This window comes from Candidatus Methylobacter oryzae (genome assembly GCF_003994235.2).
GTDB lineage: Bacteria > Pseudomonadota > Gammaproteobacteria > Methylococcales > Methylomonadaceae > Methylobacter_A > Methylobacter_A oryzae.
In genome coordinates, this window is the sequence record NZ_RYFG02000017.1 from 1 (window position 1) to 15,345 (window position 15,345).

General features: G+C 43.9%; 17 protein-coding genes and 1 pseudogene. 5 read left to right on the top strand and 13 right to left on the bottom strand.

The genetic code is table 11. From position 1 onward, the window contains the following. From EKO24_RS03135 to EKO24_RS22615, 5 genes are all read right to left on the bottom strand, one after another. On the bottom strand, window positions 1-623 hold a 623-nt coding region (locus tag EKO24_RS03135), incomplete at its 3' end, for a transposase (protein ID WP_161990561.1). 500 nt (window positions 624-1,123) lie between these two features. Then, entirely contained in the window at window positions 1,124-1,894 is a 771-nt protein-coding gene (locus tag EKO24_RS03145; RefSeq protein WP_479680436.1) for a c-type cytochrome, read from the bottom strand. After that, a complete protein-coding gene (locus EKO24_RS03150) occupies window positions 1,882-3,507 on the bottom strand; it encodes a b(o/a)3-type cytochrome-c oxidase subunit 1 (protein ID WP_127029657.1) in 1,626 nt (541 codons plus the stop codon). The genes EKO24_RS03145 and EKO24_RS03150 overlap by 13 nt, the downstream gene beginning before the upstream one ends. Beyond that, complete coding sequence (locus tag EKO24_RS03155) at window positions 3,500-4,102, bottom strand: cupredoxin domain-containing protein (RefSeq protein WP_127029658.1); 603 nt, start codon at window positions 4,100-4,102, stop codon at window positions 3,500-3,502. Before EKO24_RS03155 ends, EKO24_RS03150 begins: the two co-directional genes overlap by 8 nt. Window positions 4,103-4,111: 9 nt before the next feature. Beyond that, window positions 4,112-4,255, bottom strand: coding sequence for a hypothetical protein (locus tag EKO24_RS22615; protein ID WP_162853324.1), 144 nt, complete (start codon window positions 4,253-4,255; stop codon window positions 4,112-4,114). Window positions 4,256-4,672: 417 nt separating this feature from the next. Between EKO24_RS22615 and EKO24_RS22290 the strand changes: the two genes are divergently transcribed. From EKO24_RS22290 to EKO24_RS03175, 5 genes and pseudogenes are all read left to right on the top strand, one after another. Further along, window positions 4,673-4,849: a hypothetical protein gene (locus tag EKO24_RS22290; RefSeq protein ID WP_154671572.1), complete on the top strand. Its 177-nt coding sequence runs from the start codon at window positions 4,673-4,675 to the stop codon at window positions 4,847-4,849. Window positions 4,850-4,918: 69 nt separating this feature from the next. Then, window positions 4,919-5,149, top strand: coding sequence for a DUF1902 domain-containing protein (locus EKO24_RS03160; RefSeq protein WP_127029659.1), 231 nt, complete (start codon window positions 4,919-4,921; stop codon window positions 5,147-5,149). Then, window positions 5,149-5,343, top strand: a complete 195-nt coding sequence (locus tag EKO24_RS03165) for a type II toxin-antitoxin system HicA family toxin (RefSeq protein ID WP_127029660.1) — start codon at window positions 5,149-5,151, stop codon at window positions 5,341-5,343. The genes EKO24_RS03160 and EKO24_RS03165 overlap by 1 nt, the downstream gene beginning before the upstream one ends. Window positions 5,344-5,886: 543 nt before the next feature. Next, a complete protein-coding gene (locus EKO24_RS03170) occupies window positions 5,887-6,165 on the top strand; it encodes a hypothetical protein (RefSeq protein ID WP_127029661.1) in 279 nt (92 codons plus the stop codon). 21 nt (window positions 6,166-6,186) lie between these two features. Continuing rightward, window positions 6,187-6,426: pseudogene (locus EKO24_RS03175) on the top strand (IS1-like element transposase); the annotation flags it as partial. Window positions 6,427-6,508: 82 nt separating this feature from the next. Here the strand turns inward: EKO24_RS03175 and EKO24_RS03180 are convergent. The 8 genes from EKO24_RS03180 to pilQ form a co-directional block, all read right to left on the bottom strand. Beyond that, a complete protein-coding gene (locus EKO24_RS03180; protein WP_127029663.1) occupies window positions 6,509-7,609 on the bottom strand; it encodes a lysozyme inhibitor LprI family protein in 1,101 nt (366 codons plus the stop codon). A gap of 478 nt (window positions 7,610-8,087) precedes the next feature. Beyond that, window positions 8,088-9,152 carry a glucokinase gene (locus tag EKO24_RS03185; RefSeq protein WP_127029664.1) on the bottom strand — a complete coding sequence of 355 codons (1,065 nt, stop codon included), beginning with the start codon at window positions 9,150-9,152 and terminating at the stop codon, window positions 8,088-8,090. Continuing rightward, a complete protein-coding gene (locus tag EKO24_RS03190; protein ID WP_127029665.1) occupies window positions 9,149-9,604 on the bottom strand; it encodes a DUF411 domain-containing protein in 456 nt (151 codons plus the stop codon). The genes EKO24_RS03185 and EKO24_RS03190 overlap by 4 nt, the downstream gene beginning before the upstream one ends. 25 nt (window positions 9,605-9,629) lie before the next feature. Continuing rightward, on the bottom strand, window positions 9,630-10,694 hold the full coding sequence (hemE, locus tag EKO24_RS03195; protein WP_127029666.1) for a uroporphyrinogen decarboxylase: 1,065 nt from the start codon (window positions 10,692-10,694) through the stop codon (window positions 9,630-9,632). An 87-nt stretch (window positions 10,695-10,781) separates the two neighbouring features. After that, window positions 10,782-12,581, bottom strand: a complete 1,800-nt coding sequence (locus EKO24_RS03200) for an AAA family ATPase (RefSeq protein WP_127029667.1) — start codon at window positions 12,579-12,581, stop codon at window positions 10,782-10,784. Then, on the bottom strand, window positions 12,568-13,650 hold the full coding sequence (aroB, locus tag EKO24_RS03205) for a 3-dehydroquinate synthase (RefSeq protein ID WP_127029668.1): 1,083 nt from the start codon (window positions 13,648-13,650) through the stop codon (window positions 12,568-12,570). Before aroB ends, EKO24_RS03200 begins: the two co-directional genes overlap by 14 nt. Window positions 13,651-13,709: 59 nt before the next feature. Continuing rightward, window positions 13,710-14,234, bottom strand: coding sequence for a shikimate kinase AroK (gene aroK, locus EKO24_RS03210; protein WP_127029669.1), 525 nt, complete (start codon window positions 14,232-14,234; stop codon window positions 13,710-13,712). A 74-nt stretch (window positions 14,235-14,308) separates the two neighbouring features. After that, on the bottom strand, window positions 14,309-15,345 hold a 1,037-nt coding region (gene pilQ / locus EKO24_RS03215; protein ID WP_143733165.1), incomplete at its 5' end, for a type IV pilus secretin PilQ.

Consider the following 15,345-nt stretch of genomic DNA (forward strand, 5'->3'; position numbering starts at 1 on the left):
ATGAGCCAGTCAATGTCGCCGTTTGGGGCGACCAGCTTGAACAATTTGACCTTGAACGGTACTTTTTTCAGTTTGACGACGACGCCGAATTGGAGCCGTTCCGGCGTCCACGCGATCGCATCGAGATGCACATAGCCTTCTTCTTTACTGAGGCTGATCATACGGTTGCTTTTTAGGGTCGTGTAAAAAGTTCGCTTGAGCGAATGAACAAGTTTCAGGTTTTCCCAGGAGGCGTACCAACTGTCGAACAACACCGTTTTCGCCTTGAGTCCTTTGTCGGCAATGGCGTTGACGAGCATGTCCTTAAAATGGTCGTTCTTGGTCTTACCGTCGGCGGCGTTGTGATAAATCCGGTAATCCACCGGATAATGGTCTTGGCCGTCACTATGGACCAGGTTGACGACGCCGATGCCGCGCACCAAGCCGCCCACCGCACCGCTGTACTGGGTCTTGACCAACTCGATCGACTTGGAATAGCGCTTGTCTTGGACGCTGTCGTCGATAATCAAGAACGAGTCCTCGGTATTGTGGATCAGCCCTTTGACCAGTTCCCACACCTGCCGCGCCGTTATACGGCTCTGTTTCAGGAAGTTGCTAACCACATCGTGGCTGACATGCTCCAAATGCTCGGACAGGTTGAAGCAGGTGTAGTNTCTTTTAGTTTAATTGAAACAGAAAGGAGTCCGCCAAATGCGGAGAATGCCGATGCGTATACAAAAAGCATTAGTCCTTGATTAGTTAATACAAAATCGGATGTCCTGATGATATAGAAACCCAAGGCAACTAAAGTGGTTATTACCGAAAAAACTATAGCTCCACACAAATACCAGAGCCGTCCGCATTGTATTTCTTTATATTCATTAAGTGCCTCTCTCGTTGTTGTTTCGAGAAGTTTTTTTGCTAACTCCACGTCTTTATTACCAGATAAAGCAACCGAAATAGCATTAGCTGCCCGCCATTTATAAGACAAATCAGCATTAGTTTTATATAAAACTGATTTGAACTTACTAAATTCCTCTTTAATGAGTTGATACCTTTTTTCCAGTTCTGTATCGTCTTCATTTTTTGATCTTATAAATACTTTCATTGATTCTATTGGTGAAACATCCGATATATCTAGAACTTACGCATTGACAGCCGGTATAGAATATGAGGCATGAACTAACCCTAGGCAACGGAAGGCCCGCCCGTGATAAGAAAAATAAGCNTATTTTAATTGCTGATAATACCGGGCTAGTTCTTTAATTTCCTCATCGCTCAGTTGCTGAGCAATAAAACGCATACGGCTGTATATATCATTGTGCCGCCGGCCATTTTTATAGTCCAGCAAAGTTCTGGTGAAGTAGTCAGCCTGTTGTCCCGCCAGTGACGGAATATCCTGTTTTTCACCCTGCCCTTTTCCGCCATGACAAACGAAACAGGGCGGCAGAGTACGTTTGCCATCCCCTTGCTCAACCAATTTGGCCGCTCGGGCCAAATTTTGATTGCTCGATTGATGTGCGGGTGCAGGTAAGGAGTTGAACCAAGCAGCCAAATCTGCCGCATCTTGTTCGGACAGCCCTTTAGCGATGCCGTTCATTTGAGCATGCTCTCGACTGCCATTAGCATAATCGCGTAGCTGTTTGTAAGTATAAGACGCAACTTGACCGGCAAGTTCAGGAATGGCTGGGAGTGTTTCATTATCTCTCACTTCTTCCTTCATGCCCTGACCTTGATCGCCATGACAGCTTTGGCAAGACTCCGCCAGTTGTTTACCTTTGTCTATATCGCCATTTTTAACCCGATCCAGGACGTCAGGTGTCCAGGCAACGTGAGAGGAAGGCTCAGCTTTGACCACAATGGGGGCAATAAACGCGAGTAAGAGCAGCATTCGTTTCATGTTTAAAATCCCCATGGCGATGAACCGGACGTGTTCATAAAAAAGAACTGTAAGATGGGATAGCCAAAACTGATAAGCATTAAAACGGTGATCACTTTATTCCAGAGTTTAATGTCATTCAGCCATTCAGGTAGAGACTCTACTGTATGTATCGGCTCTGCAAATTCAATTTGTTGATCGAATACTTCGGCTGCCGGATTCAGTTGCGTCTTTGCCAAAATATAGATAAATAAGCAAGCGGACCCCAGCAGTATTAAACCGCCGAATATCATCATAAACTCGTAGGGTTGCCACGCTAAAGTCAGTAAATTGTTGTAAACCACGCTGGAAATCCGGCGAGGCTGGCCTAACAATCCCAGCACATGCCAGGGTGTTGTTAAAATACTCATGCCGATAAACCACGTCCATAACTGAACCAGAGCCATTGAGTTCGAAAATAACGGTTTTTTTACCAGAATAGGCCAGAAATAATAAGCAATCGCAAAATACATAATGACCGTGGTGCCGGCGAAAATCAGATGGAAATGACCCGGCACCCAAGCGGTATTGTGTATCATCGCATTCATAGCATAACTAGCATTAACGATCCCTCCAAAACCGCCAAAAATCAGCATCAATAACGCTAAAATGACCGAGAGGACCATCGTGTTGGTCCAAGGCAAGTGGCCTATCCAACCAAATAAACCCTTGCCTCCTCGTAAGCGTCCGGCAATTTCCAGTGAAGCAATGACCGCAAACCCCGTCACCAACGTGGGTAAAGCGACCACAAAAGTGCCGATGCCATGTAATAACTTCCAACCTTTCGCCTGTTCCGGATCCATATAAAGGTGATGAAAGCCTATCGGTAATGCAAACACGGCCAATACGATAAACGCCAGTCTAGCTACCTCATCACTGAACAAAAAGCCGCCCGCCTGTTTAGGTACAAACACATAAAAAGCGGTGTAAGCAGGGATCAACCAGAAATAAACGATAGGATGTAACGTCCAGGCAAATAAGGTTCTGGCTAACCCCGCGTCAACTGTATCAATCCAACCCAAAGACAAGGGAATCAATTGAAACAGGACTTCTACAGCAACACCGACACTGGTCCATAGCCATAACATGGCATTCATGGCCGTTGCAAACATCGCTAAAGGTACAGGTTGTCCGGTGTTAACCTTTTTCCACTGAATAAACATCACCAGCATGATCGCGCACCAAATCCAGGATCCGATAACCAGTAAGGTAGCGCCAATATAAAATGCGGCATGCGCAACGATGGGAGGATAAAAAGTATAAAGCACCGATGCTTTGCCGGTCAGTAAAGGAACAGCAGCCAGCACGACGCCGACTAAAGCAAGCCAGAAGCCCCCCCATGCCAGCGGCTTATTCCATACCGGCTGCTTTAAGCTGGTGGTGGCAATGTAATAGCCAAAACCCATAATAAAAAAGAAGGTGAGCACAAACGCCATCAATACTCCATGGGTACTGACCGAGGCAAAATAAACACTGGGGGAGTCCAGGGTTGGGATCAAGCCACTACGTTCCACTACTTGATATTCACCCATGAAACACGCCACCACAAAGGCCATGAAGGCGACCCATAGATGGCTTAATGCCAGTTTTCGCTCTGCTGCATCATTCATGGTTTGCTCCTCCTTTAGCGGGCGACTTTGCAGGGGCAGTCCAATTTTCTTTGGCGATGACGGAGATATTGCTCCACATATGGTTATGCCCCAAACCGCAATACTCATTACACAGCACCGGGTACTCGCCGGGTTTAGGGAAGGTCGTGGTGATTTCAGCCACATAACCTGGCACAATCATCGTGCTCATGTTGGTCATTGGGATATGAACGCCGTGTAAAACATCCATGCTAACCCAACGGATGGTTATGGGCGTCTCGGCGGGAACGCTGATGTTCTTTGGAAAAAAAGAATAACGCCCGGCGACCATTCTGACGATGATACGGCCCTTTTCGTCCACTTGAACACCGAGATTATCTTCAGCAAACTCTTTATTTAAATGCAGACTGGCGGAATCAACCGTTTCAACTTTACTGGGAGGATTAACGCCGTGGAAAAACGCATCAATAACAATGATAACGACAAAAAGACCGATTACCCCTATCGAGATAGTGATCCATTTTCGTTCTAATTGATCGATAGGGAGAGCACGAAATTGCGTGTAAAAATCTCGCAAGAACTGCCTATATTTTTGTATAAATGGTTCTGTTTGCATAATGAAACCTTAGCCTCTCGGCAGAAATACGCCGTAATAAAGAAATAGCCAAGCGACTACCATACCGCCGATAACCACTGACATCAGCGCAAAAGTACCAACAGGGGGGCTCTCGAGAATGCGTTTACGATCTTCTTCACTCATGTTATCCATCTCAATCTCTCTAGTTGTCATTATGATTAAAGCAGATCGATTATGATCTGCATGGAAATTTGGACGAGTTTTGTCGCAGATTTTTATTTTGAGGCAAGCTTGTGAGAATTTAACTTATAAGTTTAATAACCTATAAAGTCAAAATAATTATCCAAGACAAACTTTTCGATAGGGCTTATGCAAAGCGGCGTTGAATGTTCCCCACTCTCAGCATCAGGTTTATCGGTCAATTGGAATGGTAGATTTTATTAAAACAGTCAGATAGCGGTAATTAATAAAAAAATGTTGACGCTCTTTTCTAAAGTAACGGGCAAAATTTCAACGCTTTTTATCAAGTGCCACTTCTCAACAGGATTATCGGCGGAATTAGGAGATTGTGATTGAAATGCCACTCAGTGCTCAAACGAGCTTTGGTTAATGCTGACCTTGCCAATGATGTTATGGGATTCCCGCAGGCTTTTAGCCATTTTTGTCTATCAAAAGTCAACACCATATCTTGGCAGCGCACATGAAACAGCCGCCCCCAAGAAGTATCAAACCATATTTACAGATGAATGCTGGAATGTTACGGTGGAATTTATTTTCCAAGATTAAATCCAATCTTATAAGGGCTCTATGAGAAGCTTACTAAGATTATTTTCTACAGTCTTTTAGAGGAACAACATGCAACCACTTAGAATCAATGCAGAATGGGATGAAGAAGCTAGGGTATGGGTAGCAACTAGTACCGATGTAGATGGGTTAGCTATTGAAGCTAGCACGATGGACGCTTTAATCGAACGTTTAAAAATCGTTATTCCGGAGCTCATGGCATTAAACTGTAAAGAACTTGCTGACGATGAACTGCCGTTTATGTTGGAAGGCTTCATGGCCGATAGACTGCACGCGCACTAATGGGAGACTTTACACCTGCACTTAAAAAAACGCTAAAGTCGGCAGGTTGTTATCTAGTCCGACAGGGGAAAGGCGACCACGAAATATGGTTTAGCCCAATTTCCGAAAAAAATTTTGTAGTGGACGGCAAGATTAAATCCAAACACACCGCTAATGCAGCTTTACAGCAAGCAGGTCTTGATAAGCAATTTTAATACGGCTAAAAGGGCGCTGCGGCATATAAATCGGCTTCATTGCTTATTGATTTCTATAGACATGCATTTTCGATTTACCGAGTTCAGCTGACTTCGTGCTAAAAATCCTCAGTGAAAGTTTAGAAAGCACGGGCAACTCGATGTTTTCATCACCTTTATTTAGGCAGCAAAGCCGATCCCGATCATTGGCTAAGTCATAAAATTGACATATTCTTTGCATAAAACCTGGTTAAACCACTATTTTGATTTAATCAGATGCTTAGTTTAAAGAAACTTAAAAATTTAGTTAATGAAGCTTTCGCACTTTATCTCAGCATTTCAAACCTGGAATACGATTCGTCTGTTTCTACGGCTTATAGAGAGGCTAAGAAAATTAGAGAATCGCAGCTATACCGTCAGTCACTCTCTCTTCTATATTCAGTCAATATAAATAAGTCGTCAAAAAAATTCTTACATTGAATTTCTTGTAACGTATTAGGCATATTTTAGAAACCTTATATGCTATATAGAACTTACGTATTCAAGAATTATTAGGAGATGACAATGTTTACAACCATTGTAAGTACGGCAAGAAGAGTTATTTATACAAATGCAGAATTATCAAAAGCCAGTACAGCAGAGCGTGACGCTATTTGGCGCATATTTAGCGCGTCCTATACGAAAAACATTACCGGATTTACACAACCCCATAGTCCTACAATGCCTCTGCAAGTAGATATCCAGCTTGTTATAACAGAAATACACAAAGGAAATCACACGCCAGTTCCTCTGCCTAATATACCAGCAATATCTCCTATAGTCGGTAATGGGTCAAAAATGTGATTTTGATGTATCCTATCGCGTATGACCTGTTATCAAGAAATTACCTGCCCCGATTGCGGCAGCAGCGACATTATGAAATCCGGCCGTAGCGGCTTAGGCACCCAGCGTTATCGCTGTCGAAATCCGGAGTGCAGCACGAAAACCTTCATGTTGGCTTACCGCTATAAAGCCTGTGAACCGGGCATTAAAGACCAAGTGGTGGACATGGCCATCAATGGCAGCGGTATCCGTGATACGGCACGGGTTACTCTCTTAGCCAAGTGCCCGCTAGATTAGGGCAAGGTCACTAAACCAAGTTAATATTTGGCCACAGCTCGACCGCCTGGCTGACTTTAATTTCCTTTCATTGACTTAGATGCTCGCTTTCTTGTGGCGCATCAACTCCACAGTCAGAGTCATTGTCAGAACTAATACATCCATAATTTAGCATAGATTCTTTATAAACTTCTTTTATACAATCAACATTTGTTCCACAAGCATATTTTGACTTGATTGAAGCTTTCCAAATTTCATGTGTCGCTACAGCATCAATGTTTTTCGCATTTTTATAGAGCTTCATATTCTCAACATCCAAAGCAGCCAACTCCGCATTCGCGCAAATTACAGCTTCCGTTACCTTAGTCGCTTTTGCGCAATTGAAGCTGGGAGAAATTTGCTTGGCCATGTTTGCGGTTGACGAAGATTGGGCTGCTACTTTTTCTTTTAAGATTTCTTGTTCAGCTTGCTCCGCTTCAAGCAACTCTTGATTTAATTTCTCTAAACCACGTTTTTCTTGAATCGCTCTCATTTTCTCGGAACCTAACAAGGATGCCCCCACCTCAGGCTTCAAATCAATTTCTTGCGTTGGTTGCGGATCATCCTGAACATAATAACTTTCTTGTATCTCTTGCCCGTCCAATGTCGGCTTTAATAATGCCGACGTAGTAATTTCATCAAGTAAGTGCGCCCACGCGTCGCTTTCAAAGTCAACAACTGGCTCTTTAGAAGTATCAGTCCGTTTTACTGAATATTCCACATCTTGAGTAAAAACATTATTGCTATTTTTAATATTTAATTGCCCAGCGTACTGCGCAATTTTTGTTTGATGTTCCATTTCTCGAGTTTGATCGACATCCGCAAGCGTAGCCTCTGGAACTGTGACCTTTAATTGTCCTCCACAAAAAACTATGCTGCTATTTGGATCTTGTTTAATCATTTTGGCATTTTCAACAGTTACTTGAACTTGGGCTAACACCGCCCGAATTTTGGAACCAACCAGTACAAATGAACCATCATAATAGTCGTATTTTTTCTCAGCAGTTAGTTTTTGTGTTTGCTCCGTAAGAAGCGAACCAATTACCTTTTGAGTATCTGTGGAGGAGCAACTTCCAGTAAGTGCTCGATTATCGCAGCCAGATAACAATAAACCGGTAAAAAATAAGAGTACAAAATGCCTTAAGATCATAATAATTTTGAGCTATGTAAAATGAGTTCGTTTATAAAAAGCGTCTTTTTAATAATAGCGGAGCCAAATTTTTCCCCTGCAATCTAAGTTCGGGATAGATAATTATACCCGAGGTTAACTAAGGCTTAGATTTGTTATTGTAACGACAATAAACGATGATAACGCCCATAGTCGACGGAGAAGCGGAGAACAAGGTTTCTTGGACTCTTTAGCATTTATGTGCAAACAGCACAGTAAGCGGAACAGACTTTTCAGACGGAAACAGTAGCGTAGCAGTTGGAAAATTCTGAGCGTGAAAAGCGGCGGATATAGCGAGATAGAATCTCTTGAACCGCCAAAAGTACAACGGATCGAACAAAAAGGGGAAACGTATCCGCTAGGATAGACTCGCTACATTAGGCTACTGGCGCAGCTCTAATCGCTAACAAATATTGATTCACTGGTCATAATTTTTCTATCCCAAACTCCGAATTATTTCTTATGCAGGATCTGCCAAGGTTTGAGTTGAGCTTAACTGTTTTCTTGCATAACTTAGCGCGCCTAACAAAGCGACCTCCGGATTGGTGCATACTTTAGCCGATATTTTTTGCAATACAGCCCGACAACGTCCTTTTGCCAAAAAACCATGCATAAACTCACCTTGTTGCAGAACAGGCAGAATCTTTGCCCCTATGCCTCCCGCTAAATAAACACCACCGTAAGGCAGGCACTTTAACGCCAAGTTTCCGGATTCCGCGCCATATAGCCGGCAAAACAACCTTAACGCTTCGACACATAAAGCATCTTCTCCGGCAACCCCCGCTTCGCCTATGACCGCGGCAGGGTCGCGCACTGCTATTTCCTGCTCGATCCCTAGATTAACTGACGCATAGTTAATATGTTTGAGAAATTGATAAATATTGACCAAACCTTCTCCTGATATCAGACGCTCGCAACTGATGTGTCCTGGATATTTTCCCAATAAGTACCTGAGCAATGCTATTTCCTGCTCATTAGTGGGTGAAAAATCGGTATGCCCACCTTCAGTGGCAATAATATGATAGGTGGAGCCAGTCCATGCGATTATTGCTTCACCCAAGCCAGTCCCTGCAGCAATCACGGCAATATTGCCCTGTTGCCGGCCGCTTCGGTCCTCTACCGATCGAGATACACTTTCTATTTCCGGCAATGGTTGCACATTAGGATTCAGCTCGACAAAGTCATGCGCCGGCAAATCCAGCAAGCCCCATGCAGTAGCCTCCAAGTCATTCAACAACCAGGCATTTTGGCTATTAACCAGCTCGCCCATTTCCTTAATACTGAGTATCCATGGCAAATTCGTTGTTTCACAACTGCCGTTGACAATAACTCCGGCCACTCCGACGCAGACAGCTACAATTAGCGCACAATCTACATCAATCAAAAATGATGTTAATAGATCGGTGAATGTTTGATAGTTAGTACTGGAGAATTGTTCTTTTTTTAGACATCTAACATTATTACCTTCGGTATTGAACAGTGCGAGGATGGTCTTTGTACCTCCTACGTCACCGGCCAGAATCATCGCGTCCCTTCGTAACTATTGAATACTTTAGTGTGATTTTCTTGATCGAAACTCATCACTTTATAAGGATCTTTGGTTGCCCCCATTTCCATTCCGGGACTACCGTTAACCATGCCGGGAACAGCAATCCCTGCAACTTTAGGCTTGGTTTTCAATAACGTTTTAATGTCATTTGCAGGCACGTGGCCTTCAATAACATAGCCGTTAACCAAAGCCGTATGGCAAGAAGCCATTTCCTTGGTAACGCCAAATTTATCCTTTATAGACTGCACATCATTGGTAACGATATCTTCTACATTGAAATTATTCTCTTTCAGATGCGCTAGCCATTTACCACAACAAGTACAGGTCGGACTTCTATGGACTGTAATATCAATAGGCTTGCTCTCAGCGCTAACTACTGCATTGACGACGAGTAAACTGGCTGCCAAAAAAATTTTCGGTATGCTCATAGTCGTAACCTCTTTATTGATTTGATTAAAAATGATAAGCCCGGCTATGCTCATGCACGGCATCAACCATCGCTTTAACATGATCGGGATTCATATCCGGTAAAATACCATGCCCCAAGTTGAACACGTGGCCTGAACCGGAACCATACTTACCTAAAATACTCTTTACTTTACCGGCGATAACTTCAGGATTCGCATACAGCGCAACCGGATCCATATTGCCCTGCAAGGAGACTTGATGCCCGACTCTGGCACGCGCCTGTTGTATATCGGTTTGCCAATCCAACCCGAGAGCATCGTAGCCGGAATCGGCCATGGCTTCCAGCCAAAGCCCGCCGCCTTTAGTGAACAGGATGGTTGGAATCTGTTGGCCGTCGACGTTGGTTTTAAGTAAGGCTCTGACTTGCTTGGCATAATATAAAGAAAACTCGGTATAGTCTTCAGTCGCTAGCATGCCGCCCCAGGTATCGAACAGCATCACCGCCTGAGCGCCCGCTTCAATTTGAGCGTTCAAATAGCTTGCGACCGACTGCGCCAACTTATCCAGCATCGCATGCATCAGCTTGGGCTGCTCATACATCATGCTTTTAACTTTTTGAAAACTCTTGCTGCCGCCGCCTTCAACCATATAGGTCGCCAATGTCCAGGGACTACCGGAAAAACCGATTAACGGAACGCTGCCTTGCAAATTTTTCTTTATTAACCGTACTGCGTCAACGACATAACGCAGATCTATTTCAGGATCGGGAATCGGCAATTTATTCACATCTGCTGCGGTTCTTACCGGATACTTAAATTTAGGCCCCTCTCCTTCGGTAAAATAAAGTCCTAATCCCATTGCATCGGGTACGGTCAATATGTCCGAAAACAAAATAGCCGCATCAAAGTTAAAACGCCGCAATGGCTGTAAAGTGACTTCGCAAGCCAATTCAGGATTAGTACATAAATCTAAAAAACTGCCGGCCTGCTCCCGGACTTTGCGATATTCGGGCAGATAACGGCCTGCTTGGCGCATCATCCAAATTGGCGTATATGCCACAGGTTGTTTTAACAGCGCTCTAATAAAGGTATCGTTTTTTAATGCAGTCATGAATTTAATTGTTCCGATTGAATATTTTATGGCGTTTTAGCGCCTGGGCGACATATGCCCGCTATGGATATGACGTTTTTTACCGAGCTATTTTTTTCTGACTAATGCTCTGCGAAATTCGAAAGGCAAGGATTCCTTGGCTTTATTTGCCGATATGGCATCAGGATAGGATCCATACTCTAAAATAAATTTCTCTTTGCCTTTGGCTATTGTTCTGATGACTCTAATATCCGGTTCAAACGCGGGATATTTTCTAACCATATCGTCCGCGGAAGATTGCTTTGATAACACCATAAGCTGTAACGTAAAATTGCCCGCTGTCTCTACCAATGGCAATACTTCAGCTTCCACTTTCTGAGGGACCACTGTTCCTAGCACTTGCCCTTCAGGGATAGCTGCAATTTCTACGGGCTTTTGCGGTATCTGGATTGTCTCCAATTTATTGGGCGCCAATGGTTCTATACTATTAACCGCTTTATTCATTTCCTCTTGTTTTAGCTTTTCTCGCGCCGCCCAAAGCTGATCAGCTGTTTTCTGTTGTGCAACCTCAAGTTGCTTCTTGTTTGGTTTCTGTCCAGTATCAGCTTTATTTACCTGCTCAGTTTGGGTTTTAGTTCCCGGATTCTGAACGGCGGGCGGCGTGACTACATTGACCGTCTTATTTAACTCCGGCGGCTTTGGTTTTTCTTGAGCACCTTCAGGCGTTACAGGCAGTGCTGTTACCTGTATTGGTGCTGGAGTCATTAAGGGATGAAGCTCAATATTTGCCGGCTGCTTATCAACAGCCGCATTGCTCGCTTCCGGTTTTGCCGAAGGGATAACCATCTGCCGATCATTCTTGTTGTCGACATTGCCGTCACCCGAAGGCTCTATCGTTTTACTCTCATCCTTTGCCGGTAATGATTGCTGCGGGGTAACTGGCTGAGCCGGAGCCGGCGGTAATGTGAGCATTATCCGAGATTCCGGCTGAGGAGACTCAGCTTTGATATTGTCCTCATTATGTTCAACAGCAACGGACGCTACGGCTTGCTTATCATCACTCTTTGACGACTGAGTGGATACAGGAGATAGAGCAATGCCTGGAGCAACTGCCGACGACATTAACCATTGAACGCCTAAAGCTATAGCGACTGCAGTCGCACCGGCAAAGGCAAGTATCCATTTTAATTTCCCGCCTTTCTTTTTAGCACCGCCGGAAAATCCCCCGGACACTTCGGCTATAATTCTTCCCGGAACCCCGTGAGTCTCCCGATAAATATGCGCTATCATATTGTCGTTAATGGCTTTAAACGACAAGTTTGCATAAGATAAAGTTGATAAATGCTGCAAAAAGTCGCCGCACTGTTTCTCTGACAAGGACGGAATTTCAACGATATGGCAATTATCAATCGCTCGGTCCGAACCTCGCTTCACCTGCAATTCATCATGCGTTAAAGCAAAAATCACCCTTAACGCGGGATTCGCCGCTGCATACTGAATAATTGCGGCAATTAAGCCGGGAACCAATTCGCCCGCATTATCAATAATTAATATAGTTTGTTTATATTGACCTGCATGCCGTCCCGGAGCTGTTGATAACGATTGAGCGGATTGGACCTTGACCAACTGCTCCTGCACCGCCTCAAAGCTTATGAAAGCATTCCCCTGCATAAGACAATAATGCCATGATTCAGTCTTGCGCTCCTGCAAAATTTTAAGCAATGTTGTTTTGCCTATACCTTCCGGGCCGCAAACAACAAGGGCTTGTGCCAAGTTCGAAAGTAAATGAATCAATAAATCAAGCTTCTGTGTTCGTTCCTTCGTTATCAAGGATTGAGCAGTTGTTTTATTGATTTGACCAGCCGACTGCTGTTTCACATGATAAGTAAAAGTATCATCTTCTACCATAGTTTTTAAGTGTCATCTCCAATAAATCTCGGTCTACATCTATAGGCAATGTCGCCATGCCGATTTTTTGTAACAAGATCAGTCTTATTTGACCATCTACATTCTTTTTATCTACCGCCATTAATTCTAAAAACCGATCTGAATCAATTTGTTCCGGAGGAACCACCGGCAGTTTGGCTTTCTTGAATAGAGCGGTAATTCGTGCGTTATCTTCTTCATTCAACCAACCTTTTCTTTTAGAAAGGTCGGCTGCCTGACAGGTACCGATCGCTACGGCCTCACCATGTAAATATTTACCGTAACCGGTACCGGTTTCTATCGCATGCCCAAAAGTATGTCCTAAATTTAATGTTGCCCTGACGCCGGATTCCGTTTCATCTTCGGCGACAATTTCAGCTTTATTGATACATGATCGTTCTATCGCATAAGCTAGTGCCTGCTTATCTCTGGCCAGTAATGCATCGATATTATTTTCCAGCCAATCGAAGAACTCGGCATCTCTGATCAAGCCATACTTAATCACTTCGGCCAGACCTGCACGTAACTGACGGTTATCCAGAGTATCCAAAACATTGGCATCGGCAATGACACATTGCGGCTGATAAAAAGCACCAATCATATTTTTGCCCAACGGATGATTAACGCCGGTTTTTCCACCAACCGAAGAATCAACCTGGGCCAGCAATGTCGTCGGTATTTGCAGAAATGAAATGCCTCGCTGGTAACACGCTGCGGCAAAACCGCCCATATCACCTATAACACCGCCGCCTAAAGCAATCAGCGTGGCGTTGCGGCTAAATTTGCACGCTAGCAATTTATCAAAAATTCGGGTTACAAAGTCCAAAGTCTTGTATTGCTCGCCGTCGGGCAATATCACTGCTTCGACCGTATAGCCCTGCAAGTTCTTTAAAACCGCATCCAAATATAGAGGAGCAATGGTTTCATTGGTAACCACAACAACCTGCTTGGACTTTATATGCTTTGTGAACAGTTCGGACTGGCTCAATAAATCAGAGCCTATATAGATCGGGTAACTACGGTCACCTAATTCAACCAGTAATGTCTTCATATTTCTTAGTATTTGTAAGCCGAACTATGTTGCGCTAATTCGCCCTACGCGAGTTTCTTTTAACGGTTAATCGAATTATATTTTTCTAAAATATGACTAACAACTTCTTTGCTTTGCATAACTCCCGTATCGATTTTAAAGTCCGCACAAGACAAATACAGCGGCTCACGCTGTGCGAATAAAGTCTCGATCCGATCCCGGGGGTTATCGGTTTTCAATAACGGGCGTTGCGTATCCCTACGCGTCCGCTCTAAAATCCTTTCTACCGAACATTGCAGATAAACAATAAAACCATTTTTTTTCAGCAACTTGCGATTTTCCTCGCGTAAAACTGCACCGCCACCGGTAGCCAGCACGATACCGTCCATTTGTGTCAATTGCTGAATCATTTTTTGTTCCCTATCCCTAAAGCCTTCTTCTCCTTCGAACTCGAATATGGTCGGAATATCTACGCCTGTTCTTTCCTCAATCGCTTTATCACTATCATAAAAAGGCAACTTCAGCGCCCTAGCTAACTGCCGTCCTATTGTAGTTTTTCCTGCCCCCATGAGGCCAACTAAATATATATTCTCTGATCGCGCCATGACCTATCTTATTTGAGGGTTAATCTATAAAAAAGGGGGGCATTATCCCCTCTTTTTGCTTCAAGTAGAAGCAATCAATCGGTGGCTATATTATCTTTTATGATTTTTGGAGTGACGAAAATCAACAACTCATTTTTAGTCTTATTCACTGCTGAATTGGTAAATAGAAAACCAATACCAGGCAAATCGGCAAAAAACGGGATTTTATTTCTATTTATTGATTCAGTTCCTTCATAAACACCACCTAAAACTACTGTCTCCCCATCTTCAACAAGTACCGATGTTTTAATCTGTCTTGTATCAATGGCTGGATTACCTGACACAGGATTAGCATTAGTTGTTGTATTCTGATTATCCTTTTTAACCAACAAATTCATGACAACTGCCCCACTGGGAGTAATTTGCGGCGTTGCATCTAATTCAAGAACAGCATCTTTATAAGTGACAGTCGCTGGCGAATTTGCCGTCGCGGGCGTTGTAACAGGAATTTGGATCCCTTGAGTCATAACGGCAGTACAACGGTCCATAGTCATTACTCTTGGATTGGATACTATTTCACCTTTTCCTTCAGCCTGTAATGCCTGAAGCTCAAGATTCAACACATAATCAGCCCCTCTAGCAAGCGTCATTCCCAAAGCTCCTGGAGGAGTCCCCGTTATCGCCGCCGCCCCCAAGTCAACCAATGTATCATTTAGAGTACCTACATTGCCATTCGCATCGGGGCTACTGTTACTTCGAGTCCCTGATCCACCGATACCAAATACCTTATCAGAGCCGAGACTTGCAGACTTTGCCGCACCGAACTTGACACCTAAATTTTCAATAAAGTTATCATTTGCAATAACAACCCGTGCCTCAACCATCACTTGACGCACAGGCACATCAAGCTTTCGTACCAGTTTCTTTATCTCTTCCAGACGCTTTACGGTCTCACGGATAACCAAGGTATTCGTTCTCGAATCGACAACAACCGAACCGCGAGTAGAAAGCAAGCCAAACCCTGAGTTATTTGCCTGAGCGCCTGTTTGTCCTGTTTGTCCTGTTTGTCCTGTTTGTCCTGTTTGTCCTGTTTGTCCTGTTTGTCCTGTTTGTCCTGTTTGTCCTGTTTGTC